This is a genomic window from Chloroflexaceae bacterium, assembly GCA_025057155.1.
GTDB lineage: Bacteria > Chloroflexota > Chloroflexia > Chloroflexales > Chloroflexaceae > JACAEO01.
The window spans coordinates 137,513-163,585 of the sequence record JANWYD010000006.1 but is presented as its reverse complement, the minus strand read 5'-3'; the positions used below and the strand labels follow the sequence as shown (position 1 = coordinate 163,585).

At 65.5% G+C, this 26,073-nt stretch carries 18 protein-coding genes, 1 tRNA gene and 1 riboswitch; of the genes, 5 read left to right on the top strand and 14 right to left on the bottom strand.

Translation table 11 applies throughout. From position 1 onward, the window contains the following. Positions 1-128 precede the first annotated feature (128 nt). The 6 genes from NZU74_06820 to pyrC form a co-directional block, all read right to left on the bottom strand. On the bottom strand, positions 129-2,675 hold the full coding sequence (locus NZU74_06820; protein MCS6881028.1) for an EAL domain-containing protein: 2,547 nt from the start codon (positions 2,673-2,675) through the stop codon (positions 129-131). A 389-nt stretch (positions 2,676-3,064) separates the two neighbouring features. After that, positions 3,065-4,303 carry a hypothetical protein gene (locus tag NZU74_06815; protein ID MCS6881027.1) on the bottom strand — a complete coding sequence of 413 codons (1,239 nt, stop codon included), beginning with the start codon at positions 4,301-4,303 and terminating at the stop codon, positions 3,065-3,067. Positions 4,304-4,540: 237 nt separating this feature from the next. Beyond that, the gene (locus NZU74_06810; GenBank protein MCS6881026.1) at positions 4,541-4,768 is read right to left on the bottom strand and encodes a hypothetical protein; all 228 of its coding nucleotides are present in this window, start codon (positions 4,766-4,768) and stop codon (positions 4,541-4,543) included. 164 nt (positions 4,769-4,932) lie between these two features. Continuing rightward, the gene (gene metH, locus NZU74_06805) at positions 4,933-8,502 is read right to left on the bottom strand and encodes a methionine synthase (protein ID MCS6881025.1); all 3,570 of its coding nucleotides are present in this window, start codon (positions 8,500-8,502) and stop codon (positions 4,933-4,935) included. Between the two features lie 62 nt (positions 8,503-8,564). Beyond that, positions 8,565-8,687, bottom strand: a riboswitch (SAM riboswitch). A 239-nt stretch (positions 8,688-8,926) separates the two neighbouring features. Next, positions 8,927-10,195 carry an alkaline phosphatase family protein gene (locus NZU74_06800; GenBank protein MCS6881024.1) on the bottom strand — a complete coding sequence of 423 codons (1,269 nt, stop codon included), beginning with the start codon at positions 10,193-10,195 and terminating at the stop codon, positions 8,927-8,929. Continuing rightward, positions 10,185-11,186 (bottom strand): dihydroorotase, encoded by a 1,002-nt coding sequence (gene pyrC / locus NZU74_06795; GenBank protein MCS6881023.1) that lies wholly within the window; start codon positions 11,184-11,186, stop codon positions 10,185-10,187. The genes NZU74_06800 and pyrC overlap by 11 nt, the downstream gene beginning before the upstream one ends. 253 nt (positions 11,187-11,439) lie before the next feature. On the opposite strand from pyrC, the gene NZU74_06790 reads away from it, so the two are divergent. Next, positions 11,440-12,105 (top strand): SH3 domain-containing protein, encoded by a 666-nt coding sequence (locus NZU74_06790; protein MCS6881022.1) that lies wholly within the window; start codon positions 11,440-11,442, stop codon positions 12,103-12,105. A 101-nt stretch (positions 12,106-12,206) separates the two neighbouring features. Here NZU74_06790 and lon read toward each other — a convergent pair whose 3' ends face one another. Then, positions 12,207-14,648 carry an endopeptidase La gene (gene lon / locus NZU74_06785; protein MCS6881021.1) on the bottom strand — a complete coding sequence of 814 codons (2,442 nt, stop codon included), beginning with the start codon at positions 14,646-14,648 and terminating at the stop codon, positions 12,207-12,209. Positions 14,649-14,839: 191 nt separating this feature from the next. On the opposite strand from lon, the gene NZU74_06780 reads away from it, so the two are divergent. After that, positions 14,840-14,915, top strand: a tRNA-Thr gene (locus NZU74_06780). Between the two features lie 301 nt (positions 14,916-15,216). Here NZU74_06780 and NZU74_06775 read toward each other — a convergent pair. From NZU74_06775 to NZU74_06745, 7 genes are all read right to left on the bottom strand, one after another. After that, complete coding sequence (locus NZU74_06775; protein ID MCS6881020.1) at positions 15,217-16,194, bottom strand: uroporphyrinogen decarboxylase; 978 nt, start codon at positions 16,192-16,194, stop codon at positions 15,217-15,219. Positions 16,195-16,385: 191 nt separating this feature from the next. After that, positions 16,386-16,748 (bottom strand): hypothetical protein, encoded by a 363-nt coding sequence (locus tag NZU74_06770; GenBank protein MCS6881019.1) that lies wholly within the window; start codon positions 16,746-16,748, stop codon positions 16,386-16,388. A gap of 300 nt (positions 16,749-17,048) precedes the next feature. Continuing rightward, the gene (locus NZU74_06765) at positions 17,049-17,831 is read right to left on the bottom strand and encodes an enoyl-ACP reductase (protein MCS6881018.1); all 783 of its coding nucleotides are present in this window, start codon (positions 17,829-17,831) and stop codon (positions 17,049-17,051) included. 13 nt (positions 17,832-17,844) lie between these two features. Further along, complete coding sequence (locus NZU74_06760; protein MCS6881017.1) at positions 17,845-18,549, bottom strand: SDR family NAD(P)-dependent oxidoreductase; 705 nt, start codon at positions 18,547-18,549, stop codon at positions 17,845-17,847. A gap of 64 nt (positions 18,550-18,613) precedes the next feature. Continuing rightward, on the bottom strand, positions 18,614-19,321 hold the full coding sequence (folE, locus tag NZU74_06755) for a GTP cyclohydrolase I FolE (protein ID MCS6881016.1): 708 nt from the start codon (positions 19,319-19,321) through the stop codon (positions 18,614-18,616). Between the two features lie 296 nt (positions 19,322-19,617). Next, entirely contained in the window at positions 19,618-20,448 is an 831-nt protein-coding gene (locus NZU74_06750; protein MCS6881015.1) for a 6-carboxytetrahydropterin synthase, read from the bottom strand. A gap of 432 nt (positions 20,449-20,880) precedes the next feature. Next, complete coding sequence (locus NZU74_06745) at positions 20,881-21,597, bottom strand: hypothetical protein (GenBank protein MCS6881014.1); 717 nt, start codon at positions 21,595-21,597, stop codon at positions 20,881-20,883. Between the two features lie 534 nt (positions 21,598-22,131). On the opposite strand from NZU74_06745, the gene NZU74_06740 reads away from it, so the two are divergent. From NZU74_06740 to NZU74_06730, 3 genes are all read left to right on the top strand, one after another. Then, a complete protein-coding gene (locus tag NZU74_06740) occupies positions 22,132-23,433 on the top strand; it encodes a hydroxymethylglutaryl-CoA reductase, degradative (protein ID MCS6881013.1) in 1,302 nt (433 codons plus the stop codon). A 211-nt stretch (positions 23,434-23,644) separates the two neighbouring features. Continuing rightward, positions 23,645-24,694 carry a hydroxymethylglutaryl-CoA synthase gene (locus NZU74_06735; protein ID MCS6881012.1) on the top strand — a complete coding sequence of 350 codons (1,050 nt, stop codon included), beginning with the start codon at positions 23,645-23,647 and terminating at the stop codon, positions 24,692-24,694. A gap of 191 nt (positions 24,695-24,885) precedes the next feature. Continuing rightward, positions 24,886-26,061, top strand: coding sequence for an acetyl-CoA acetyltransferase (locus NZU74_06730; protein MCS6881011.1), 1,176 nt, complete (start codon positions 24,886-24,888; stop codon positions 26,059-26,061). The last annotated feature ends 12 nt before the right edge of the window (positions 26,062-26,073 follow it).

Here is a 26,073-nt window from a genome sequence, read left to right as displayed (position 1 = left end):
TTCCCCACTCTCCCTGACCGGCGTTGGGCTGGCTGTCCCTCACCCTCCCCCTGACCCCTTCCCTCTCCACCGTAGGTGAAGAGGGAGGGGGCGCCGAGCGCAGCGAGGCGGGGGAGGGTGAGGACTGCTCACCCCAACAACCCTGCTGCGTCCATCGGGTTCAGCGGTTTCGAAAAGAGCCAGCCCTGACCGTAGGTGCACTGCAGTTCGCGCAGGCGTTGCAGTTGGGCCAGGGTTTCGGTTCCCTCGGCGACGGCATCCAGACCCAGCACATGCGCCAGGGCGATAATGTTGCCTACGATTGCGCTATGGCTTCCGGCGTCCTCAATTGCTTGCACGAAAGAGCGATCGATCTTCAGAATATCTACCGGAAGGCGTTGGAGGTAGCTGAGCGACGAATAGCCGGTGCCGAAATCATCAATACAGATTTTGACCCCTGCGGCGCGCAGCCGCGCCAGTTGTTCCCGCGTCTCCTGGTTAGAGTTCACCAGCGCCGTTTCGGTAATCTCAAGCTTCAGCGCATGCGCCGGAAGTTCAAACTCGGCAAGGGTTCCCAGGACGATCTGCGCCACTTCGGGTTGGATGAGCTGCCGGGCCGAGAGGTTCACCGTTACCCACAGCTTCTCGGCGCCGGGAATGGTTTGCTTCCAGACCTTTACCTGGCGGCAGGCTTCGCGGAGCACCCACCAGCCAATCTGCACGATCAGTCCTGTCTCTTCGGCAATTGTGATAAACTCTGACGGGTAGAGCAATCCCCGCTGCGGGTGCTCCCAGCGCACCAGGGCTTCGAATCCCTCGATCTTCTGTGTCCGCAGATCAACAATTGGCTGATAATGCAAACGTAGTTCATTCCGCTCGATAGCCCAACGGAGCGCTGTTTCGAGTTGAAGTTGTTCCATCGCCGCCGCGTGCATGGTCGGGTTGAACACCACCGCACAGGCCTTGCCGCGCATCTTGGCGTGGTACATGGCGGTATCGGCGTCACGGATCATATCCGTAGCCGAGTCGTAGACCTGCTGGTAGAGGGTGATGCCGATACTGGCTGTCGTAAACATCTCGCGATCGCCGAGGTTCACCGGGGTCGCGATGACCTGCTGGATGCGCTCGGCAATTGCCAGGGCCGCCGCACTGTCGCCGATATCTTCGAGCAGAATGGCGAACTCATCGCCACCCAGACGCGCTGCGGTGTCACCCGGACGCAGGCTTTGCTCCAGACGGCGGGCGATGGCTTCCAGCAGCGCGTCACCGGCGCTGTGGCCCAGGCTGTCGTTGATCACCTTGAAGCGGTCGAGATCGAGAAACATGACTGCGAAGGAGCGGCCCCCGTCGCGCCGGCTGCGCGTGATGGCGTGCTTTAGCCGGTCGAGAAACAACACGCGGTTGGGCAGACCGGTCAGACCGTCATGGAGGGCGTCGTGCAACAGGCGCTCTTCGGCGCGCTTGCGGTCGGTAATGTCGGTCTGCGAGCCGACGATACGCGTCGCCACTCCGTTCTCGTCCCACACGGCGAGGCCGCGGCAGAGCATCCAGCGGTAGCTGTGATCGCTGGCCTTGATGCGATACTCGTGCTGAAAATGGGTGATCAGCCGACGGAAGTGGGCTTGCAGGTGGATCTCCAGCCGCTCCCGATCTTCAGGATGGACCCGCTCGAACCACTCGGCGGGATCGTTGCCCAGGTCCTTTTCGCTGTAGCCGAGCATGCTTTTCCAGCGGGGCGAATAGTAAATCTTATTGGTGCGCAGATCCCAGTCCCACAGCCCGTCATTGGCGCCGCGGGCCGCCAGAGCGTAGCGCTCCTCGCTCTCGCGCAGCGCCAGTTCAGCGCGCTTGCTGGCGCTGATGTCGCGCACCACCATCACTCCGCCGGTGATTGCTCCGTCCTGATTCCGTAGGGGTCGCGCCGATACGTTCAGCCACTGACCGTCAGCGGCGTCCGGCAGGTAGACTTCGCGCCCGTCCACCTCGTTGCCCTGGATCGCGCCCGACAGGAGCAACCGAAGGAATGCTCTGGGATCCTCTTCAGGCGAGATGGCGTTCCCTGGTTCAGACAATGTCTCCAGCCAGGTCCCGAGGATTCGCGAGGCGGCTGGATTATGGTGGATCAGGGAGCCATTAGCGTCAACGACCACCACGCCCTCGCTCAGTGTGACGAAGACCGACTGGAGAATAGCGGTCTGCCGCTGGAGCGCCGCGTCGGACTGGGCGCGCGCCTCGGCGTGCTGCGCAGCCAGCGCCGAGTGCACCTTCACCCGGCGTTCGAGTTGCGCCTGGTAGTCTCGTTGCTGGAGTTGCCACTGCCGGCGTTCCAGGCATACGCCAACCCGCGCGCTGAGAATGGTCGGATGAAAGGGTTTGGGTAAATAATCGTCCGCTCCAAGCTTCAAACAGGTGGCAATCTGCTCGACGTCCCCATCAGATGACACCACAATCACCGGCACCTCCCGACTGGCCGGATCGGCCTTGAGTCGTTGTAATACCTCAAAGCCGCTCATCACCGGCATGTTCAGGTCGAGGAGCACCAGATCCGGCTGCTGTTCGGCAATCAGGGTCAGGGCCTCCGCGCCGTTTGCGGCGCTTAACACCTCAAAATGCTCAAGCTGCAGGAAGCGCATTAACAGGGCGCGCAGTGGCGCCTCATCATCTACGACAATAATCCGGGCTGAAGAAACGGGCATAGCTCTACTCCGCAAGGCTCGGCGTGGCAGCGAACGTGGCTGTCACCAGGGGGAAGAAAACGGCTCGCGCCAGGAATATCCTTCCCGGCAGAGAGCCGTTTACTCACCCATCCGGTATGTACTGGAACAGGCGGTTCCGTCAGGGCATAGACCTTACAGCAACCCTCCGCACCGGCGACGAGCGTAAGCAGCTTCACTGTGTGCGCGCTTCAGATTAGTACAGGGATAATAGTAGACTGGCATTACCAGAGCGTTGCTGATCGCCGCTCAACATAGAATCCGGCCTACGACAGAAAACCTGTCGCGGGCCGGATTGGCTGGTGATGATCCCCTAGCACGGCCTGGAGGGCAACCTTCAAGGTTGCCCTCCAGAAATTCAGGCCACTATGTCAGGCCGTCGCCATTTCTGAAGATGGGGCCTCGAACTGTGGGCGCAGCAGCTTTCCATCGAGGCGCAGCATTGCGATGATCCCCAGCGCCTGAACCAGCGCGAGGGGGGCCATCATCAGGTAGTGCGTCAGCGAATACTTCTCGATCAGCCCGTTCTGCACCAGGCCCGGATGCACGAAGAACATCCCGAAGACGAACAGCGCCACCGCCGGGCAGATCAGCCCGTAGCTCCCCGGGCTGCGCGCCTCGCCCCACAGGTAGGTGCGCAGATAGCCCACCCGCCGCAGTACCGCATAGCCGATCACTCCCGTCAAGAGTTGCAGGGCCAGGATCGAGCCAATGAGAACGAACGTGCTGCCCGGCTCGATGTGCACCTCAAAGCCATGATGCAGACCGTGGCGAATGCGGATCATCGCAATCCCCATCAGAGTGAGGATGGGAATGGGCATCCACAGGCTCGGCCCTGCTTCGACCGCCAGCCCGTGCGCCAGCATGCCGCGGAAACCCAGGACCAGCATGATCACTCCCACCAGGGCCGCCGCGCTCAGGAAGAAGATCGCAAGCAGAATGCTTACAGCGATCGTGACGCGGTTGCCGCTCATCGCCGCCGGCGCCGCCAGGCCCACTGCCACCATCGCGAAGGTGAAAGCGGCCTGCAACTGGCTCAGGTTGTTGTTGCGCGTGCAGTCGAAGTGCCCGCCGGCCAGGGCGCGCCCGAACAGGTCGAGGAAAATTCGCAGCGCTGCTACGCCGATGATCGTCAGGACGCTCAACGAGATCGGGAAGAGATACTCGACCACGTTCCACAGGCCGGGCACGAACACCGCGCCGAGCACGAAGAAGACATTTACCGTCATCGCCAGCGTTAGCGGCATGCCCATCAACGAAATGGCGCCGTTTGTCTCCCGCAGCGCCGAATAGGCCGGGGTTCGCCGATACTGCGCGTATTCGCGCACGTTCCACACGATTAGCCGCAGGTGGCGTAGAGCGAAGATGACGATCCCGGCCATCGCGCCAATGGTAAGTGCGTATGCGAGCGTATCCGCCTTGTTCAGGAAAGCGGCGATGCTGTCGAAGGTCACAATCGGGGTCCTGGGGTGCGGAATCAGGAAGTTCAACCAGATGAAGAAGGTGATAGCGGTGCCCCCGTTCCCCAGGGCGGCGAGGAAGAAGAGCGGCGAGTACTGCTCCCTCAGGTTGCGGCGTAGACTGAACCAGCGCGTCGCTGCCTGCTGCATACGAACATCCTCCTGGTCTGCAAAGGGTTCTTTAACCTTACGCCAGTATGATGCACCGCAGGGACATGGGGTTACAGGGGCTGGGGAGCAACCCGGAAGGTTGCTCCCACAGGGGGTGCAATACAGAAGAGGGCGCAACCTGGAAGGTTGTGCCTGCAGAGCAACAGGGACCCCCTCCAGTCTTTGCCTGTCAGGGTGCAGAGGATGGTGTTATCAGGAAGGTTGTACCTACCCCCTTCATGCAACCTGGTAGCGCAGCGGCGGCGCTGCATCCAGGCCAGGGCGTCTGAGGGCCGCGCCCCGCACTTCGTAGAATACCAGCACCGACCAGCCGGCGCTTCCTGCCGTTGCGGCTGAGACCTGCACGGAGTGGACGTATACCGAACTCAAGAAGGCATTAAGGCGGGCCTCGTCTTCGCGAGCGTGTTCCGTCGCCGGGCGGATGGTGAAGTGACGACACTGCATGGTGCTTGCTCCTGCTGCGATGAAGCTGCGTTGCCGGCGTATCTTGCGGCTCCAGGCGAGCCGTTCGGGCGCCGGAGCGCTGCGGGCCGTGCTCGGTCGCGCCGCGCCCGATCCGCAATGACAAATCTGTAATCGCTGCATATACCGCTCTGGTGGCTCGAAGGTTACGCTTCGACATCCTGCTCGGCCCGTTCACGGGCGCTGCCGATGCTGAAGTACTTCGCTTCGGGATGGTGCACCACAATTGCCGCTGTGCTCTGCTCCGGCACCAGTTGGAACGCCTCGGTGAGCGTGACGCCGATCTGCTCGACGGGTAAAATCTGGAACAGCTTGCCGTGCTCCTCCAGGTCAGGACAGGCCGGGTAGCCCCAGGAGTAGCGTTTGCCGCGATGTTCGCCGATGCCGAGGCTCTGCCGGATCAGCCGGTTGGTGTACTCGGCCAGGGCCTCGGCCAGACTCACCCCCAGGCCGTGCACATAGTAGCTGCGGCTGTAATCGCCCTGGCGTTGCAGTTCCTCGGTCAGGGCGTCAACGCGTTCGCCCATGGTCACGATCTGGAACGCAGCTACGTCGTACTCGCCGCTCTCCACGTCGCGGAAGTAGTCGCTGATGCAGAGCCGCTCACGCTCCGGCTGCCGCGGAAAGACGAAGCGCGTCAACTCGCGCCGCCGATCGCTCGGGTCATAGACGATCAGGTCGTTGCCATCGCTCTGCACGGGGAAGTAGCCGTAGACCACCTTTGGTTCGAGCCAGCCCTCCCGTTCGGCCTCGCGCACGAGATCGCGCACCTTCTGGTCGAACTCGGCCTTGAGCCGCTCCCACTCGGCGCCTTTGGCGTTCTTGGCGCCCCACTGAAGGCGGTAGAGGGCATTGCGGTCGAGACAGGCCACCACGTCGGCCAGGCGGATGCGCGTGATGGCGCGGGCGCCCCAGAAGGGCGGCGTGGGCGTCGGCACGTCTCGGCGCACGTTGGAGCGCGCCTGCGGCCCGCGCTGGCTGGCCTTGCCCAGATCCGAGAGGGCCACCCGCCCCCGCTGGCGCTCGTGCAGCACCGTGGCCGCCTCGGCGATGGTGGCGCGCACGAAGTCCTCCCGCTGCGCCGGATCGCTCAGGCGGTCCATCGTCTCCAGCCCCTCGAAAGCGTCCTTGCAGTAGAACACGCCGGCCTCATACGGCTCTTCATCGCCCACGAAGGTAATGCGCAGCCCGTACTGCCGGTTGATCGCCGCCCCGCCCACCAGCACCGGGAAGCTCAACCCGCGCTTGTGCAGCTCCTGCACGATCAGCGGCATCTGCTTGGAGGTGCTTACCAGCAGCGCGGAGAGACCGATGGCGTCGGCGTTGACCTCCACGGCCTTCTCGATAATCGTGTTCGCCGGCACCTGCTTGCCCAGGTCGTAGACCGTGTAGCCGTTGTTGGAGAGGATCGTATTGACCAGGTTCTTGCCGATATCGTGGACATCGCCATACACGGTGGCCAGCACCACCTTGCCCTTGCTGGCCCCTTCAAGTTTGTCAAGGTAGCATTCGAGCCGCGCCACGGCCTTTTTCATCACCTCCGCCGACTGGAGCACGAAGGGGAGGATGAGCTGGCCCGCGCCGAAGAGGTCGCCGACTTCCTTCATCGCCGGCAGCAACACGTTGTTGAGCACATCTACTGCGGCGCGGCCCTGGGGCGTGCCCTCGCTCGTGGCTGTCTGCGCCGGATGGTCGGCGTCCATACGCTGCGCCACCGCGGCGTCAATGTCCTCCTCGACCCCCTCCTTCTTGCGGTGGAGGATCTTCCAGTGCAGGCGCTGGTCCACGCTCATCGCCGCGGTCGGATCGGCCCGTTCACCCTCCTGGGCGGCCCGGTTCTGCTCGTAGTAGGCGATAAAGCGTGCCAGGGCGTCTTCGCGGCGGTTGAAGATCAGGTCCTCGCAGACCTCGCGCTCCTCGGCAGGGATCTCGGCATAAGGGGTCACATGGGCCGGGTTGATAATCGCCGTGTCGAGTCCAGCGGCGACGGCGTGGTAGAGGAACACCGAGTTGAGCGCGGCCCGGGCGTGGGGGGCCACGCCGAAACTCAGATTGCTGACCCCCAGGGTGGTGAAGCAGCCCGGAATCTGCTCCTTGACCAGGCGAATGCCCTCGATGGTTTCGACGGCGGCATTCCGCAACTCCTCCTGGCCGGTGGTGATCGGAAAGGTGAGAACGTCGAAGATCAGCGCCTCGGCGGGGATGCCATACTCCTCCTCGGCAATGCGCGCGATGCGCCGGGCGATGGCGACCTTGCGCTCGCGGGTGTGGGCCATGCCCTCTTCGTCAATGGTCATGACGATTGTCGCCGCGCCGTAGCGGGCGACGAGCGGCAGCACCCGGTCGAGCTTCTTGCCCCGTCCGCCCTCCAGGGATACCGAGTTCACCACCGCGCGGCCGGGGTACATGGCCAGGGCCGCCTCCAGCACGTCGGCCTCGGTCGTGTCAATCACCAGCGGCAGTTCGATGTTCATGGTCAGCTTCTTGAGCAGCGTGACCATCATCTCCTTCTCATCGGCGCGCTCGGTCATCGCCACGCAGACATCGAGCATGTGCGCGCCGCTGTCAACCTGCTCGCGGGCAACCTCCAGCACCCCGTCGTAGTCGTTGTTGAGCAGCAGCCGCTTGACCTTGCGCGACCCCAGGGTGTTCACCCGCTCGCCGATCATGGTGAGCGTCGCGTCCTGCTTGAGAGCAGCGGCGCGGATGCCCGACGAGACGCTGGGAATGTACTCAATCCGCCGGGGCGCGGGCGGGCGGTCGTAGCCGACCTCGGCGCGCAGGCGCGCGATATGGGCCGGGGTGGTGCCGCAGCATCCCCCTACCACGCTCACGCCATATTCGCTCACGAACTCTCCCAGGATGCGGGCGAATGGCTCCGGCTCCATCGGATAGACTGTCTGGCCGTCAACTTCCAGCGGCAGCCCGGCGTTGGGGATGCAGGAGATCGGCTTGCGCGAATGGGTGGTGAGATACTGGATGGCTGCGCGCATATGCTCCGGGCCGGTGGAGCAGTTCAGCCCGATCACGTCCACCGGCATGGCCTCCAGGGTGGCAATCAGCGCTGGCACATCAGTGCCAAGGAGCATGCGTCCGGAGAGGTCGAGAAAGACCTGGGCCTGCACGGCCACATCGGGGCGGTTCAACTCGGCCTTCGCGCGGCGGATGCCGTCGAGGGCCGCCTTGACCTCGAGGATGTCCACGCTGGTCTCTACCAGCAGCACGTCAACGCCGCCTTCGATCAGGCCAATGGCCTGCTCGCGAAAGATGTCGCTCAGCTCCTCGAAGCTGATGTCGGAGAGCGCGGGATCGTCGGACGAAGGCAGCTTGCCGGTCGGCCCCATCGAGCCGGCGACATAGCGCGGGCGGCCATCGCGGGCCTCGAAGCGATCAGCGACGGCGCGGGCAAGGCGGGCGGCGGCGCGGTTGATCTCCAGGGTGCGTTCGCCTAACCCCCACTCCTCCAGGCGAATGCGGGTGGACTGGAAGGTGCATGTCTCCAGCACATCCGCCCCGGCCTCCATAAACGATTCGTGGATGCGGCTAATAACATCAGGCCGGGTGATCACCAGGTAATCGCGGTTGCCGAAGGTGCGTTCGCCGCCGTAGTCCTCGACGGTCAGGGGGAAGGTGTCGATGCTCGTACCCATCGCGCCGTCGTAGATCAACACGCGCTGGCGCAGGGCTTCAAGGTAGGTGGGTTTGGGCTTCGTCACTGCGGTGATGCTCCTCATGTGGCGCAAAAAAACCCTCACACGCTGGTGTGAAGGCTTCGATGACCTCATCTCCCAGCTTGCGCTGCCGGACTTAGCACCCTTCCAGGCCGGTGCGCGACGCGGCGCCGCTCCGGGGGGTTGCTGGGGCTTCATCGGGCCGGTCCCTCCACCCCTCTTGATGAGCGCTATGCACTTTTGCCGTGGAGTATAGCACGGCAGACGAACGGGCGTCAATGCGTCGCCTCAAGCGGGGTGTGACGAAACGTTTTGCATGCTGCTCCTCGCCGCGCGAAGCGGACCAGGTTTCGGGAGCGCGCGGCGTCCGTTCGCGGCGGACACCGCCCCGCCCCCTCCCTGACCCTTATCAGGTGTAGGGTTTTCCGGCGCATCCTCTAACCCGGCGGCGCCGGAACCGCCAGCGAAGCTACTCATACATCAACGCGCCGAGCAGCGTATGCGCCTCTTCGGGGGTCAGGCCGCCGTGCATCCCCAGGTGGCGCAGCTTGAACGGCTCGGCGTCCCACCATACCGACTCGCCAGCGTAGGGCAGCACCACCAGGTCGCCAGCGCGGGCCAGGAAGAGGGGCGAGACGTGGGGGCCAAAGAGGCCCTGGGCCGCCAGGTCGGCCACGCGATGCACCTCGGCGCGCCCGGCGAGGCGTTCGCTGAGCGCGGCGCGCATCTCCTCCACCCGATCCTGGTTGAGGTAGAGAAACAGGTCGCGGTTCGAGCCTCCCGGCGCCAGCGGGCGCCCGTCGGCGCCGCCGGGAGTGGCGGCCGCCAGTTCGGGGACGAGCCGGTTGACCATGAGGCTCGCAGCCGGGTTCACCCTGATCTGCCCGTGGTCGGCGGTGAACAGCAGCAACACGGGCCTGCCCAGCCGCGCCAGGAGGGGGTGCAGCAGCCGGTCAAGCGTGGTCAGCACGGTGTCAATCTCAGCCGCGACGTGGGGGGCCGCGGGGCCGTAGGTGTGGCACAGGTCGTCAATGGTGTCCACGTAGAGGAGATAGTAGGACGGGCCGCGACGAGCTTCCAGGCGCTGCCCAAGCAGGGTGATGGCCTCAGCGAAGGTTTGGTAGCCTACCGTGTCGGCGCCCGCACACACGACGCGGCTGTAGGAGGAGCTGGCATAAGCGCGGTGCATGAATACGGTCGAGTGCACCCCGGCGGCCTGAAGGCGCTGGTACAGCGTCGCGGCGGGGAAGAGCGCCGCCGGGTCCACCCCGGCGGCGGCGAGGGTCTCGCGCTCACGCTCGCCAGCGTAGGAGAAGAGCAACGGCGCGATGATCCGGCCCAGGGTCGGCTCGTGGAAGAACCACTCGAACACCCCCGACTGGCCCGGCGGCAGGCTGGTGTGGATGGTTGTCACATGGGCTGCAGTGGTCGAAGGGAACATGGTCGTTAACCGCGAGACCACGCCATGGTCGAGCGTCCGTTGCAGGAAGGGATACCGGTCAACGTGCGCGGCGAAGAACTGCCAGCCGAATGCGTCCAGGAACAGCAGGATCACCGTTTCGCGCCGCTCCAGACCGCCGGGGAAGGCGGCAGGCGGCAGGGCGTCGCTGCTGGTCCCCGTGAGCAGGCGCTCGATGGCGCCGGGAATCGCGGCGAAGCCGTAGCCAGTGTAGAGCGGGCGCACGAACCGCTCGCCGAAGCGGGCCGCTTCGACCGCGGCAACAGACTCAGGGTTCAACATCAAGCACCTGCCATTCCAGCGTCTGACCGTGATAGAACGGCACGACATCTCCGTAACGCTCCGGAACCTGCCAGGGGCGCCGCGCCAGGCGCACGCGCCGCGCTGGCGGGGTGACGCCGTACACCCGCCGGGCATTGTCGGAGACGAAGGCCTGGAGGTTGGCAAGCGCGTCGTGGCGGGCAAACAACTCCGCCAGGAGCGCCAGGGCCACCGGTGCGCTGAAGACCCCTGCGGCGCACGCGGCGGCCTCTTTCCGCTCACGGGGATGCGGCGCGGAGTCGCTGCCAAACATCAGGCGCGGATGGGCCCGCAGCGCCGCCGCCTGTAACGCGGCGCGATCCTCGGGGCGCTTCGGGATGGGCTTGCAGAACAGGTGCGGCTGGAGCAGCCCCCCGGCCACGTCGTCGAGGGTGGTCAGCAGGTGGTGCACCGTCACCGTCGCCGCGAGATTAGGATAGCGCTCGAGCAGATCGAGGGCGGCGGCGGTCGTAATGTGCTCCATCACAATCGTCAGACGGGGAAAGCGTTCAGCCCAGCGGGCGTAAATAGGCAGAAACTCGGCCTCCCGGTCGAGCACGAAACCGTGCGTCTCGCCGTGGACCAGCAGCGGAATGCCCAGGCGCTCCATGCGTGCCAGGGTCTCCTCCACCGCCTCCAGGTCGCGCACCCCCTCGCTGCTGTTAGTGGTCACACCCTCGGGGTAGAGCTTGACGCCGATGATCTCGCTTCGCGCGGCGGCCAGCAGATCCTCCGGGTAGGGGCGGAAGAAGAGCGTCATCCAGGGCGTGAAGGGGAAGGGGGCGACGGCCTCGAGGATCGCCGCGCGGTAGGCCTGCAGCCGTTCGAGGTTATCCACCGGCGGGATCAGATTGGGCATCACCACCGCCCCGGCGAAGTGGCGAGCGCTCAGCGGGGCGACCTGGCGCAGCATGGCCCCCTCGCGCAGGTGGAGGTGCATATCGAGGGGCGATTCGAGGGTGATTTCCACGGAGCTGCCTCGGATGTGGCATGCGGATTGGTCATACCGGCAACGGACGGACGGGCCCGATGGGATAGTGTTCACATCTACTGAACCCGTTCGCACCGCAGAGGGCGCGGAGGGACGCAAAGGGCTTCAATAAGCTCACCCTCTCCGTTCCTCTGCGTGCTCTGCGGTAAATCTGAACACGCACCCCGGCGGCTCCTTTTCCGTTTCGCCTGCTTCTATGCTATCATACACCCGCTGTAGAAGGAGACGACCAATGGGCGATCCCGAAAACCGGCGCGGGCAGACGCAGCGGCTTCCCGACCGCGACGCGCCAGGGCATACCGGCCGCTCCTCCCAGACGCGGCGCTACGATCCCGACGAGGGCGAGTGGGTCGAGCGAGCGCCGGCCGATCCGCACTGGCGCAGGGAACGTTCGTCTGGCCGGCGCCGCCAGGCGCGGGGCCTGCTGCCGGCGTCGCCCCAGGAACTCCAACTGTGGTTGCAGGCCGGAGGATGGCGCTACCTGGCGGGTATCGCGCTGCTGGTAATTGTCCTGCTGATCGCCCTGCTCGCCCTTGGACGCACCGAACAGCGTGAAAGCGGCCTGGGCTTTCGCGAGCCGACCGCCGCGCCGGTGACGACCCCTGTACCCGGAGGCGTGCTGTCAGGCGAACCGTACCCGTCGCCGATGGCGGAGACATCGGTGGCGGCCCCGGCGGGCCGGCGTTTCTACATTGTCAGCGGTACGGGCGGTCAGGGTCTCTTCCTGCGTCCCGATCCCTCGACCGCCGGCGCGCCGATCACCACCCTGCCCGAAGGCACGCGCGTAGAAGCCCTCGGCGAGGAGGTGCCGGGGGGCGACTACCTCTGGCGCAAGGTGCGCGCCCCCGATGGGCGCGAGGGCTACGTGGCCGCGGATTTTCTGGTCGAAGCGCCCTGAGGCCGGATTGATTTTAGATTTTAGATTTTGGATTTCGGATTGGATGGAGCAAATCTGCGACGCAGGCTGCAGGAACGCGGGCCCGCGCAACATCTCATCGTTCACGCTTCGCGTGCGCGGGTGATCACGGCGCGGGCGCTGCGCTTCTCGGGCTTTGGCGGCGGCGGGCCGAGGACCAGGGCGATAACCTCGTCAATATGGCTGACCAGGCGCACGGTCAACTTGGAGCGCACCACGGTGGGGATTTCGACCAGGTCGCGGCCATTCTTCTTGGGCAGCACCACCTCGCGGATACCGGCACGGTAGGCGCCGAGCACCTTCTCCTTGATCCCGCCAACAGGCAGAATACGCCCGCGGAGGGTCATCTCGCCGGTCATCGCTACGTCGCGGCGCACGGTGCGGCCGCTGAGGGCGGAGATCAGCGCGATGGCGATCGTCAGACCGGCGGAGGGGCCGTCCTTGGGCGTGGCGCCTTCGGGTACGTGCACGTGGATATCAGTCTTCTCGAAGCGCCGGGCGTCCAACCCCAGGGCCGCGGCATTGGCCCGCGCATACGACAGCGCGGCGTGGGCCGACTCCTGCATCACCTCGCCGAGTTGCCCGGTGAGGGTCAGAGCGCCCTTTCCCTCCATCAATGAAACCTCGACGGGCAGCGTATCGCCGCCCGCGCCGGTGTAGGCCATCCCCGTGGCGACGCCGATCTGGTCGTGTTCCTCCACGCTGCTCACATCGTAGCGCGGCGGCCCAAGCAGCTTCTCCACCAGGCGCGGCGTAATAACGCGGGGAGCGCGCCGTCCCTCGGCAATGCGCCGGGCGACCTTGCGGCAGATCGCGGCAATCTCCCGCTCCAGGCCGCGCACCCCGGCTTCGTAGGTATAGCCGCGAATGATCGCCCGCAGCGTCGTCTCACCGAAACGCAGCGAGCCGGGCGGCAGCCCGCAGGCGGCGATCTGCCGGGGCACGAGGAAGCGCCGGGCGATCTGCAGCTTCTCTTCCTCGGTATAGCCGGGCAACTCGATCACTTCCATGCGGTCAAGCAGCGGCTCGGGGATCTCATCGAGATAGTTGGCGCTGGTAATGAAGAACACCTTTGAAAGATCGAATGGCAGATCGAGATAATGATCGGCGAACGTATTATTCAGTTCCGGATCGAGCACCTCAAGCAGCGCATCAGCGGGATCGCCGCGAAAATCCGCGCCGATCTTATCCACCTCATCGAGCATCAGCACCGGATTGAGGGCCCCGGCCTCTTTCATGCGCTGGATGATGCGCCCGGGCATGGCCCCGATGTAGGTGCGGCGATGGCCGCGGATCTCGGCCTCATCGCGCACCCCGCCCAGGCTCAGGCGCACGAAGTTGCGCCCCAACGCCTCGGCGACGCTGCGGCCCAGGCTGGTCTTGCCCACACCGGGCGGACCAACCAGGCAGAGAATGGGAGAGTGCTGGTGCGAGCCGGCCAGTTGGCGCACGGCGATAAACTCCAGGATGCGGTCCTTGACTCTGGACAGCCCGTAGTGGTTCTTGTCGAGGACGCGGGCCGCCGCCCGCAGATCGGTGCGATCGTCGCTTATCGCGCCCCAGGGCAGGGCCAGCACCCAATCCAGGTAGGTGCGCACCACGGCGTGCTCGGGGCTATGGGGCGGAATGCTCTCCAGACGGGCGATCTCCTCGGCGACGCGGGCGCGGGCGCGTTCAGGCAGCGGGATGGCGGCGGCCCGTTCGCGGAGGGCGCGCATCTCGCGTTGTGTCGGGTCCTCCTGGCCGAGTTCGCGCTGAATGATCTTCAACTGCTCACGCAGGTAGAGTTCGCGCTGGCTGCGGTCCACCTCCTTTTGCACCTGCGACTGAATGCGGCTCTCCAGTTCAAGCACGTCCAGTTCGCGCGAGAGGAGGGCGCTGACGCGGTGCAGACGTTCTTCGGGATCGAGGGTTTCCAGCAGTTCCTGGCGCGTGGCGCGAGAGAGGGGCAGGGTCGCGGCAATCAGGTCGGCGAGGCCGCCGGCCTGGTTCACGTTCAGGGCCGTAACATAGGCGTCATCGGGCAGGGAGCGCGACATACGCACCACGCGCTCGAAGAGCGCCAGCACGCTGCGCATCAGCGCCTCGACGGCGATGCTGCGCTCTTCGACTGGCGCGAGCGGCATAGCCCGCACCCGCAGCACCGGCCACTCGCTCAGCAGGGCAACGACGCGCATGCGCCGCCGGCCCACGAGCGTCACGCCAGTAGAGCCATCGGGCATCTTGCGCGCCCGCTCTACATGCGCTTCGACCCCGATAGTGTACAGATCCTCCAGGCTGGTACATTCGCCGTGGACGTTGCGGCACGCCAGCGCCAGCAGCGTGTGATCGCCTGCGCCAGCCGCCTCCACCGCGGCCAGGGCCGCCGCCTCGCTCAGAAAGAGTTGCGCCTGCATGTATGGGAAGAGGACGGTATCGGAGAGCGGCAGCACGGCCAGATCGCGCTCCTCCTGGGGCTGATTGTCGGCTGGATCAGGCGCGCCGCTGGCTGGAAAATTGAACAGGACCGGAATCTCCTCGGGCACGGCCCACCTCCCCTGAGGCGTGGCAGCCCGCGTTGCCGCCGGGCTGCCAACTCATGCCCATTATAGCATCGCGGATTGGCGGTTGTAAGGGATTCTCGGCGCTAGAAAGCTGTGCATTCGATGGCGAATGCAGCGCATGCACCTTGACAGGAAGACCCGTTTCCGTTACAATCTTTTAGTGCTGAATATTCGCCAATGTAGCTCAGTCGGTAGAGCAGCTGTTTCGTAAACAGCCGGTCGCCGGTTCGAGTCCGGCCATTGGCTCCAAGCGTTGCGGCAATGCGATGCGGAGGGCTGGGGAAGCGCCAGGCGCTGCTCCAGCCCTCGGGCTGTCATGGGCCTTCACGCTTCACCCGCAAACGGCGAACAGAGCCTCGCACCTGTTCGTTGTTTCCTCGTCAAAACGCCCTGGCGCGAAATTAACCCGTCAAGACCCTTCCTTCAGAGCAGTGGCCATAATAGCTGAGGACGCTGAGCCGTGTGGCTTAGTGCGCTCGCGCCGCCATCGTTTCGGGTCAATCGTTTCGCGAAACGCTATAAGCGGGGGCGTCTGTGCGCGGCGCAAAGCCTACCCCGAGCCGCGGGCCACGGCAATGGCCGCGCGGATGTTTGACTCCGGCACAGTTATGGGCGTGACGCAGCCCGCTGCCAGGATCAGCCCTCGCCCCTCCACCTGGGCGATGGCCTCGCGCGCTTCGCGAGCCACCTCCTCCGGCGTGGCAGCCAGCAACGTGTCCCACTGCGCCAGGCCGCCGGCCACCGCGCCGCTGAAGCGCGCGGCGCCCTCACGCAGCGACGGGCCGGCCTTGCGGTCGTGCCAGTTTACGACCTGGAAGGGGTAGTCAGCCACCAGATCGAACATCAACTCTTCACCGTGGAGGTGCAGCACGTTCAGCCAGCCGTCGCGGCTGGGCGCAGCCACCTCCAGGTCGCCCGGGCGGCCCCAGCGCCGGTACTCCTCCTCGGACATCGCGCTGTAACTGGCGTCAGTGGTGGACAGAAAGATCCCCGCCGCTCCGGTGCGCATCACTGCCGCCACGAAGGCGCTCCAGGTCTCAATAATCGCTTCGAAGCCGCGCCGGAACACGTCGGGATGGCGACGGCGCCAGATCACCGCGCGGGCGCCGGCCAGACAGCGGGCCACGGTGAGGGGGTTGAAGATCGTCTGGATGAAGGGCGTATCGCCGGCCCCGGCGGCGATCAGTTCCAGGCAGCGCAACTGGCGCCCCAGGGCGCCCTGGCTCACCGGCCAGGGGCGCAGGGCTTCCCACTGCTCCAGGGAGGAAATCGGCGGGGGCCCCTTCACCAGGTCGCCCTCGGGATTGCCATCATAGACGCCGGTGAGTCCCAGATCTTCGGCCACGAAGGTCTGCGAAGGCGTGACCTTGATAAAATCGAAGTCGAAGCGTTGTTGAAACTCCAGGGTGGCGCGGGCCAGCGCCTCGGCGGAACGATCCTCGACTGGCCAGTGGCGCCACAGGGCGATAGGGGTGCGGGGGGTCGCTTGCCGGGCGATAGTCGCCTGCAACAGGTCGTGTTTGTGCATGCGGGGCCTCCTCGCTGCGTTTTCCGCGGCTCAGCCGTGTCTCCGTCTCAGACCCTGGCGTTTCTGCGTGACCGTCGCTCCATTGACCCGCCCGAGGATTTCACGGAGGTGCAGAGCAAAAGCCCGGCATCGCCGGGCGCGGTTGAACCATTCCTGACGACGCGCCTCGCGCTTCTGGCGCCGGAGCCCGTTCAGGAATCGGGGTTGAGCAGGAACCTGATCGTATCGGCGAGTTCGGCGGCCTTCACCGGTTCCTCGACGACGGCGACGGTCCAGTCAGCGGCATAGGGCATTGACTGCAGATGCACCATCGGCAGGGAGCTGGCAATCACAATGGGAATGTTTGCGGTCGCCTCATCGGCGCGGAGCCGTTGGATCAGTTGTTCTTCAGGGGTTTCCAGCGCCGGCAGGGCGAAAATGAACAGATCAGGCATCGGCTGGGGAATGCTGTCGGGCGCGTGCAGGGATATGTTGAACGAGTCATTTGGGATCAGCGCCGCCAGCCGCTCGCGGGTGCCGGCGTCGCTTGCCACCACCGCTACTGATGTGGGCATAGCGTGACCTCAGCGATACTCGATGGGACTCGGTGTATGTCGCCGCCGCTCCCTGATGGTGTCTCTCTACCCGCCGACCATCAACGCAAAGCAGCGGCACCCTGGCAGTGCCATAACGGGAACCGACCTTCTACCGGCGACACGCCGCTTTGATAGAAGTCAGCGCACGCCAGTGGTTACGCTATTGTAGCACACTCACGCGCGCCGCAACCGGAGGTTGCAGGAGAACCTCAGGCCTCTCGGTATCACACCCATTCTCACCCAAAATCCAAAATCCAAAATCCAAAATCCAAAGTCGCATCACCCCTCATCGACGCTCATGCCCATAATGTTGAAGCCCGCGTCCACGTAGAGCACTTCGCCGGTCACGGCCCGGCTGAGGTCGCTGCACAGCCAGAGGGCGGCGTCGCCGACGTCCTCAATCGTCACGTTCCGGCGCAGGGGGGCCTGCGCAGCGAAGCTGCGGTGCATGGCGCGAAAGCCGGCGATCCCGCTGGCGGCCAGGGTGCGGATCGGCCCGGCGCTGATGGCATTGACCCGCACGCCACGGGGACCCAGGTCGGCGGCCAGGTAACGCACACTGGCCTCCAGCGCCGCCTTGGCGACGCCCATTACGTTGTAGTTGGGAATGACCTGCCGCGCGCCGTGGTAGGTGAGGGTAAGGATGGCTGCGCCAGGGGCCAGCAGCGGTTCGGCCGCGCGCAGGAGAGCGGTGAGCGAATAGACGCTAACATCCATAGCCAGATGAAAGCCCTCACGGGTGGTGCGGAGGTAGGGGCCGTTGAGTTCTTCTTTGTTGGCGAAGGCGATAGCGTGGACGAGCACGTCAATCTGGCCGAAGGCGTCCTGCGCGCGCTGCATAAGGGCGGCGATCTCCTCGTCGCGGGTCACGTCGCACGGTGCAATCAGCGGCGCGCCGAGGCTCTCGGCCAGCGGGCGCACGCGCCGTTCAAGCGCCTCGCTGGCGTAGGTGAAGCCCAGAATGGCCCCTTCGCGGTGCAGCGCCTGCGCGATGCCCCAGGCGATCGAGTGGTCGTTCGCCACACCCAGGATCAGACCCCGTTTGCCGTCCATCAGGCCCATCGCGTGTCTCCCCTCACAGCCTCCCCGCTACGTGTCCAATTAGCAACTCTTCGACCGTCACGTAGGGCGGGTAATTGACAAGGGCGGCGACGGCCGCGGCAACATCTTCAGGGCGCAGCATGGCGGTCCGGTTCCACGTGCCGGGCACGCCGGCCCAGAGGTCGGTGTCGGTCGCTGCCGGAAGCACCGAGGTAACGCGGATGCCGCGGGGGCGCAGTTCTTCGCGCACGGCGTTCATGAAGCCCAGCGCGCCGTGCTTGGCCGCGCTGTAGGCGGCCCAGCCCGGGAAGGCCTGCCGGGCGGCCACCGAGGCGATATTGATCAGCAACCCGCCCGCCTCCATTCGCGGGGCCGCGTGCTTACACACCAGAAACAGGCTGGTCAACTGGGCGCGCAGGGTCTCCTCCCACGCTGCCAGTTCGATCTGTTCAAAGGGTCCGACCAGCGCTCCGCCGACGCTATGCACTACGACATCGAGGCGTCCGGAGGATGCGGCGCCGGCGATCAGGGACTGCACCTGATCCTCAATGGCCACATCGCAGGCCACGGGCGAGGCCTCAGCGCCGCGGACGCGGGCAGCCGCCGCCGTTTCGGCCAGCGCGGGGGCCGAGCGGGCCGCCAGGATCAGGCGCGTGCCCGGAGCGGCCAGGGCCAGCGCCGTGGCGCGCCCGATGCCCCGCGACGCTCCGGTGATTACGATGGTTCGTTGGATGGTCATAGCAAGAGGTTATGATACATGCAACCCGGAGGGGGCGGCAACCCTCCGGGTTGCTCCAACCCGGCTACATCTCCTGGGTGCGGGAACGACCCACGTGAGCCATAAACTCGGCCCGCGTCTTGGGGTCATCGCGAAAGACCCCGCGCATGGCCGAGGTGACCATGCTCGCATTGGCCTTCTTCACCCCCCGCATCACCGAGCACATATGCACCCCTTCGGCCACCACGGCTACGCCAAGGGGTTGCAGGTGGCGATCAATGAACTCGGCGATCTGCACCGTCATGCGCTCCTGCACCTGCAAGCGTCGGGCGAACATCTCAACGATGCGCGGGATCTTGCTCAGCCCCACCACTTTGCCGTTGGGAATGTAGGCTACATGCACCTGGCCCATAAACGGCAGCATGTGATGCTCGCACAGGCTGTAGAAATCAATGTTCTTCACCAGCACCATCTCGTCGTAGTCAACGCTGAAGATGGCATTGTTGATGAGCGCCTCGGGGTCAACGTGATAGCCGGCGGTCAGTTCGGCGTACATCTTTGCCACCCGCGAAGGGGTCTTCAGCAGACCTTCCCGGTCAGGTTGTTCGCCGATAGCAGCCAGGATCTCGCGCACAGCCGCCTCGATCTGCGGATTGGAGCCGTAGGCGACGCTTTCGAGTTTGCCCCGTCCCGGGACGATCAGGGCTTCGTAGTCATGGGCGTTAAATGTCTCGGAGTCGCGCCCGTTCCTGGGATGACGGGCGCTTCCGTTAGGTTCTAGTTGGGTTGTCATATGTGGATCCGTATGATATAGCGATGTGCTAGATTTCAAAACGATGGACACGCAGAGTGACAGGGCTGATGCATCGTCGGCCTCTGATGGAGGAGACCGGGGCGAGGCGGCCGCTCGACAGGATCAACCGGTTCTGGCAACTCCGGTGCCAGAACCGGCGGAACACCCGGGGTGTGCGGCTTCCTCTCCTGTATCAGCCCTGAGCAGAGATGAGCAGCATAGGGAAAGGCGGTTGCTTCTCTACGCCCCTGGCGCCCTGGAGGCGCCGGGAGAACCCTGGTTGCTCCACCTCCCTTTCACCGGCGCTCGCCAGCCTCGACCGGGCCAGCATACTCGAAGACGTTTTTACGCGTTTCCCAGAGCCTCAGGTAGCTCAGGCGGCCCTCAAAACGAGGCGCCAGTTCGTTCCAGAGATAGACAATGATGTTCTCGGCGGTTGACGGTTGATCGGCAAAGGCCGCAATCTCGCGATCAAGGTGGCGAAAATCAAGCTGATCGAGCACCTCGCGCACGGTGCGATCCAGCTCAGGCAGGTCAATGACCATGCCCGTGTCGGGGTCAACCGGCCCGCTGATGCTTACCTCGAGGGTGTAATTGTGGCCGTGGCCGTTGGGATTGTTACATTTCCCGTAGACGGCGCGGTTCTCTTCATCGGACAGCGCTGGCGCATGGAGCCGGTGCGCCGCCGAGAAGGTGTACGCGCGGGCGAAGGTGGTCTCGTCGGCGCCATCGTACTCCGCCCACAGGTCGGCCGTCTCGTACAGGCGCAGGCGCGCCAGACGGGCCGCGGCGGGCAGCCGCGCGGCGATCAGCCGCCAGAGCACCCGCACGAGGTTCTCGGTGGTCGGAAGCTGGGTTTTGAAATAGGGCGTATCCTCATTCAGGTGCCGGTGGTCAAACTCCTCCAGCACCTGGTTTACAATCGCCTTCAGTTCAGTCATGTTCATCACCATGCCCGTGCGCGGGTCGAGCGCGCCGGTGATGGTGACATCGAGCGTATAGTTGTGCCCGTGCCCGTAGGGACTGGTGCACTTCCCGAAGAGCCGCTCGTTCTCCTCGGGGCTCCAATCGTCGCGCCAGTAGCGGTGCGACGCCGAAAACTCAAAACGTCGGGTTGCATAGATCATAAGCGAATAGATCCTTTCAGGCGTTGTTGCTCGTAAACGGAGTTCCGGTGCGGCGTAACCGCGCCCTGAAGGCGTAGAAAATGAGGTGTTCCGAGAGGGCTTTGGTCTCTCAGCCGCTCTTCCGCGGAAGATTGTTCATGTCAGGGCTCCGTTTTCAACGCCATGGTATACAGTAACACGGGTTGATCGTTTGTCAAGGATTTGCACAGGCTTTGCAATGATACTGCAGTTTTGCCGCTGTCTGGCAGGGCGGTGCAACCTGGTTTCCCCAACCGAAGGAATGCACCTCCTCACCCTCCCCCTGCCCCCTCCCTCTCCGCCGCAGGTGGAGAGGAAGGGGGCGCCGAGCGCAGCGAGGCGGGGGAGGGTGAGGACCACGCGGCATCTGGTTTGACGTTAGAAATGCTCGGCAAGGCGCAGCCTGCTAGCCCCTCATCTGACCCGAACATTCAGCGGATACAGACGCCCGCCGCGCCAGACGCCGGTGATCTCCACCGGGCCAAAGCGCACCTTGTTGCCGGGGTTGGTGTGCAATGCCGCGAGCGCGCCGCTGTCGCGCACCGGACCGTCGAGCTTGATCTGCCGCGCGGCGGCTTCGGGCACCCCCCCCGGTCCCAACCGTTCGACCAGCACGGCCGCGTCGCCGCGGGCCAGCAGGTCGCCCCGCACACGCACCGCCTGGCCCTCATATAGTCCGCTGTTCTCCAGCAGCAGGGCAATGGTCACCTCGCGCAGACCCAGAGGGATGATCCGCGGATCGCTGAGTCGGTAGCTGTAGCGCCCTTCCGGCCCAAAGCGCCCCGGTCCGGCGAGGATGCCGCTGGCGTTGACGATGCCGTAGCGAACGGCGCCGGCCTCGTCTAATGCTGGTTCGTCGGGCAGGGGGGGCGGATCGCCCAACCATAGCCCCTCCGGGACCAGCGGTACAGGCGACCCGTCCGGCGCCATGCTCACCCCTTCAACCAGTGTGGCGCCCTCGTGACTGATCAGGAGGTAGCCGAAGGTGCGCACCGGGCCGGGGGTGGCCGCGGCGAGAACGGCGCTGAGCGCCGGAGTGGTTGGAGCGGGGAGGGGCGTGGGTCGGGCGCGGCGTTCCGCTCCACAGGCAATGAGGAGCGGGACGAGCAGCCAGAGTGACAGCCAGCGCATAGCGGTTAAGATAGGCGCCGCGGGGGAGCGGAGAGGCCAGGCTCTCTGATGCCATTTCGGATTGTGGATTTTGGATGTTGGATTGCCGTATACGGCGTCCTGATGAGAGCTGGCGGTGATGCGCATGCTGTTTTCGCGACAGGATACGGGTATGAGACGCTCATTCGCTACGCCCGCGCCGCCGCAATGAAAACACCGGCGGCGGGCTGCCGGCTCTTTTCATGTCAGTTCCTTGCAGGGAGAGCGCTGGCGAAGCGGCGCGTTGAGAGTCGCCTGGCATTGTACCACGGGATGGGAGCGGCAACCCTGCTGGAAGGAAGGCTCCGGGAGGGCGCGAAGCTTTTGCGGGGGAGTCTCGTTGCATCTCCGCTGAAGGACGGCGCAGCCCCGTCCATGAGCGCTCCTGGAAGTCCTGGAAAGTCCCATGATAGGTTTTGACAGTCTTTTTGAGGCTTCTGGAAGGATAGCGGTGCTAGAATTGTTGGCGTAGTGGAATTGTGCGTGCAGTCACGAACCGAGGAGATAACCGAACGTATGGGCGTCAAGAACTCACGTCTCCAGGGATTTTACCAACTCAACCCGTTCGAGCGTCTCCAGATGGTCAAGACCTTCGACGGGCTGTGCGACGAAGATCTGCGCGCGCTGCACGGGGGGCAGGGGACCCTCTCGATTGAGCGCGCTGACAAGATGATCGAAAACGTTGTCGGCACCTTCAACCTGCCACTGGGGATTGCAACAAACTTCCAGGTCAACGGGCGAGATTATCTCATTCCAATGGTGGTGGAAGAGCCTTCAATTGTGGCGGGGGCCAGTTATGCGGCGAAGATGGTGCGCGAGGGCGGCGGTTTCAGCGCCAGCAGCACCGAGCCGCTGATGATCGGCCAGGTGCAGATCGTGAACGTGGCCGCGCCGCAGAGCGCCCGCCACGATATTCTGCGCCGCAAGGACGAGATCCTGGCCGTCGCTAACGCGCAGAGCCGCTCGCTGGTCGCTCTTGGCGGGGGGGCGCGCGATGTTGAGGTGCACTACCATCCAGCCAGCCCCATGGGGCCGATGCTGGTGGTGCATCTGATTATTGATACGCGCGACGCGATGGGCGCCAATGCCATCAACTCGATGTGTGAAGCTGTGGCGCCGCTGCTGGAGCAGATCACCGGCGGCCGGGTCTACCTGCGCATCCTCTCCAACCTGAGCGATCGGCGCCTGGCGCGCGCCCGCTGCGTGGTGCCGCCGCGCGCCCTTGAGCGCGACGGTCTGCGCGGCGAGGAGGTGGTCGAAGGCATCCTCTGGGCCTACGCCTTCGCCGCTGTGGACCCGTACCGCGCCACGACCCACAACAAGGGCATTCTGAATGGCATCGACCCGGTGATCGTCGCCACCGGCAATGACTGGCGCGCCATCGAAGCCGGCGCCCATGCCTACGCCGCCCGCAGCGGGCGCTATACCTCGCTGAGCGTCTGGGAGAAGGACGCCGAGGGCAACCTGGTCGGCACCCTGGAGATGCCCATGGCCGTCGGCATTGTCGGCGGGGCGACCAAGGTGCACCCTGCCGCGCAGGCGGCCCTCAAGCTACTGGGGGTGACCAGCGCCAACCAGTTGGCCGAGATCGCCGTCTGCGCCGGTCTGGCCAGCAACCTGGCCGCGATGCGCGCCCTGGCATGCGAGGGCATCCAGCAGGGCCACATGGGCTTGCACGCGCGCCAGATCGCTATGGCCGCGGGCGCCCACGGCCCACTGGTGGACGAGGTTGCGCGGCGCATGGTCGAAGAGCGCAACATCAAGCCGGCCCGCGCCGAGGAGCTGGTCGCGGAACTGCGCGCGGCGAGTTCACATTGATGCGCAAAGAGGAGGGTCTGGGAGAGCTTCGCCCTCCCGGGAACATCCCTGTTTCGTCTCATTTGTGACACCTGGTGGGAGCAACCTTGTAAGGTTGCTCCCAGTGGAAATGACGGTGACAAGCTGACCGCAACATTGCCTGTACGAACCTCCGGTCGCCTGTCGCCGCTTTGTTGGGATCGTTTTGTTCTATATGTAAGGAGTTTTCTTTATGATGAAACCCATCCGGCCCGTGGGTCTGGTCGGCTATGGGGCCTATGTTCCCCGTTACCGCATTGCTGCGCGAGAAATTGCCCGCATGTGGACGGACGGGCAGGCGGGGGTGCCGGTGGAGGCGAAGAGTGTGCCAGGCCCCGATGAGGACGTGATCACCATGGCCATCGAAGCCGGGCGCAACGCGCTGGCCCGCGCCGCCCTTCCCGCCGAGCGTCTGAGCGCGGTGTGGGTGGGCAGCGAGAGCCACCCCTACAGCGTGAAGCCGTCGGGAACGGTGGTGGCCGAGGCCCTGGGCGCCACGCACTGGATCAGCGCGGCTGACTGGGAGTTCGCCTGCAAGGCCGGCTCCGAAGCCCTGACCGCCAGCATGGCCCTGGTGGGCAGCGGCATGGCCGACTATGCGCTGGCAATCGGGGCCGACACGGCCCAGGGGCGCCCCGGCGACGCCCTGGAGTATACGGCCTCCGCCGGGGCGGGAGCGTTGCTGGTTGGTCCTGCTGAGGAGGCCCTGGCCACGATTGACGCGACGGTCTCATATGTGAGCGATACGCCGGACTTCTACCGCCGAGCCAACCGGCCCTACCCGGTGCACGGCAACCGCTTCACGGGAGAGCCGGCCTACTTTCATCAGATCATGTCGGCGGCGCGGCGTCTGCTTGATGAGTTGGGGCGCGCCCCCGCCGATTTTACCTACGCCGTCTTTCACCAGCCCAACACCAAGTTTCCACAGACAGTGGCGAAACGCCTGGGCTTCAGCGAGGCTCAGATCGCCCCTGGTCTGCTCAGCCCGCGCATCGGCAACCCGTACTCGGGCGCGGCGCTGGTGGGGCTGTGCGCCATCCTCGACGTGGCCCGGCCCGGCGATACGATCTTTGTCACCACCTACGGGAGCGGGGCCGGTTCCGACGCCTATGCCCTGACCGTGACCGAGCGCTTGCCCGCCTGCCGCGAGCGCGCCCCGCTGACGGCGGCCTACCTGGAGCGGGAGGTGTTCGTGGACTATGCCACCTACGCCAGGTGGCGCGGCAAGCTGGTGCTGGGGTAGAGGGGGAAAGCGAGGCGCCCCGGATCAAGCGGCGTCGGGGCTCACGTCCCCGAAGTAACATCTGGAAGTTTTTGGGGCGCCGCTCTCCCGAATCCTCCCGCACGGCAGAGGGGCGGGGAAAGCCGGTTTCTTCGATCAGGCAAGCAGTGTTCCGGGAGGGCCGCGCTCTCCCTGTGGAAAGAGGCTGATCTATGTCAGGAGTGTATCTGATTGGCGCGGGCGCTACCCCGGTAGCCGAGCACTACGGGCGGAGCCTGGCCGATCTGGCCAGCGAGGCGACGCGGGCGGCCTTCGCGGGGTTGCCGGAGTTCGTGGCGCACCGCGTGGGAGCGCTCTATGTGGCCAACGCGCTGGGTGATCGCCTGGCGGCCCAGGGGCACCTGGGAGCCTATCTGGCCGCGGCAGTGGGCCTGCGGGGCGTGCCGTCGATGCGGGTGGAGGCGGCGGGCGCGAGCGGTGGCGTGGCCATTCATCAGGCGGTGCAGGCCATCGCCTCCGGGACGGCCGAGATCGTGGCGGTGCTGGGCGCAGAGAAGGTCACGGATCATCTCGATGACGCGGTTGAAGCCGCCCTGGCCCTGGCCAGCGACGCCGAGAGCGAAGCCATCCACGGGTTGACCCTCACCGCCCAGTGGGCCATGCTCATGCGCCGCTACATGCACGAATACGGCTATGGGGCCGAGGCCTTCGCGCCCTTCCCGGTCAATGCCCATGCTAACGGCGCGAAGAACCCTCTGGCGCTCTACCGGTTTCCCATCACTGCCGACAAGTACCGTAAGGCCGCGATGGTCGCCTCGCCGTTGAACATGCTCGATTGCAGCAGCGTGGCCGACGGCGCGGCCTGCGTGGTGCTCGCCGGCGAGCGTGTGGCCCGCGAAGCGGCCGCCGAGGGCGTGCCGCTGGTGCGGCTGGCGGGCGTGGCCGTGGCGACCGACACGCCCGCGCTGGCCCTGCGCGCCGATCCGCTCGACCTGGCCGCGGCGCGGGCCAGCGTCCATATCGCTCTGGGGCGCGCCCATCTGGGCCTGAGCGACGTGGATGTCTTCGAGTTGACCGACCCCCACGGCATCGCCGCGGCGCTGGCCCTGGAGGCCATGGGCTACTATGAACGGGGCGCCGCGCCGTGCCACGCCGCCGATGGGTCCATCACCCCCGCGGGCCGCACGCCGATCGCCACGGCCGGGGGCTACAAGGCCCGCGGCGATGTGGCCGGCGCGAGCGGGGTGTACCAGGTCGTTGAGCTGCTGCGCCAGTTGCGCGGCGAAGCCGGTCCCACCCAGGTGGCCGGCGCGCGCGTGGCCCTGGCCCAGTGTCTCGGCGGCGTAGGCGCGACCGCTGCGACATGTGTCCTGGTCGCGGAGCGGTAGCGCCACCTTCGA

Coding starts and splice junctions, on each gene's coding strand:
- NZU74_06820 (MCS6881028.1), bottom strand. CDS start 2,675: ATGCCCGTTTCTTCAGCCCGGATTATTGTCGTAGATGATGAGGCGCCA.
- NZU74_06815 (MCS6881027.1), bottom strand. CDS start 4,303: ATGCAGCAGGCAGCGACGCGCTGGTTCAGTCTACGCCGCAACCTGAGG.
- NZU74_06810 (MCS6881026.1), bottom strand. CDS start 4,768: ATGCAGTGTCGTCACTTCACCATCCGCCCGGCGACGGAACACGCTCGC.
- NZU74_06790 (MCS6881022.1), top strand. CDS start 11,440: ATGGGCGATCCCGAAAACCGGCGCGGGCAGACGCAGCGGCTTCCCGAC.
- NZU74_06775 (MCS6881020.1), bottom strand. CDS start 16,194: ATGCACAAACACGACCTGTTGCAGGCGACTATCGCCCGGCAAGCGACC.
- NZU74_06770 (MCS6881019.1), bottom strand. CDS start 16,748: ATGCCCACATCAGTAGCGGTGGTGGCAAGCGACGCCGGCACCCGCGAG.
- NZU74_06765 (MCS6881018.1), bottom strand. CDS start 17,831: ATGGGCCTGATGGACGGCAAACGGGGTCTGATCCTGGGTGTGGCGAAC.
- NZU74_06760 (MCS6881017.1), bottom strand. CDS start 18,549: ATGACCATCCAACGAACCATCGTAATCACCGGAGCGTCGCGGGGCATC.
- folE (MCS6881016.1), bottom strand. CDS start 19,321: ATGACAACCCAACTAGAACCTAACGGAAGCGCCCGTCATCCCAGGAAC.
- NZU74_06750 (MCS6881015.1), bottom strand. CDS start 20,448: ATGATCTATGCAACCCGACGTTTTGAGTTTTCGGCGTCGCACCGCTAC.
- NZU74_06745 (MCS6881014.1), bottom strand. CDS start 21,597: ATGCGCTGGCTGTCACTCTGGCTGCTCGTCCCGCTCCTCATTGCCTGT.
- NZU74_06740 (MCS6881013.1), top strand. CDS start 22,132: ATGGGCGTCAAGAACTCACGTCTCCAGGGATTTTACCAACTCAACCCG.
- NZU74_06735 (MCS6881012.1), top strand. CDS start 23,645: ATGATGAAACCCATCCGGCCCGTGGGTCTGGTCGGCTATGGGGCCTAT.
- NZU74_06730 (MCS6881011.1), top strand. CDS start 24,886: ATGTCAGGAGTGTATCTGATTGGCGCGGGCGCTACCCCGGTAGCCGAG.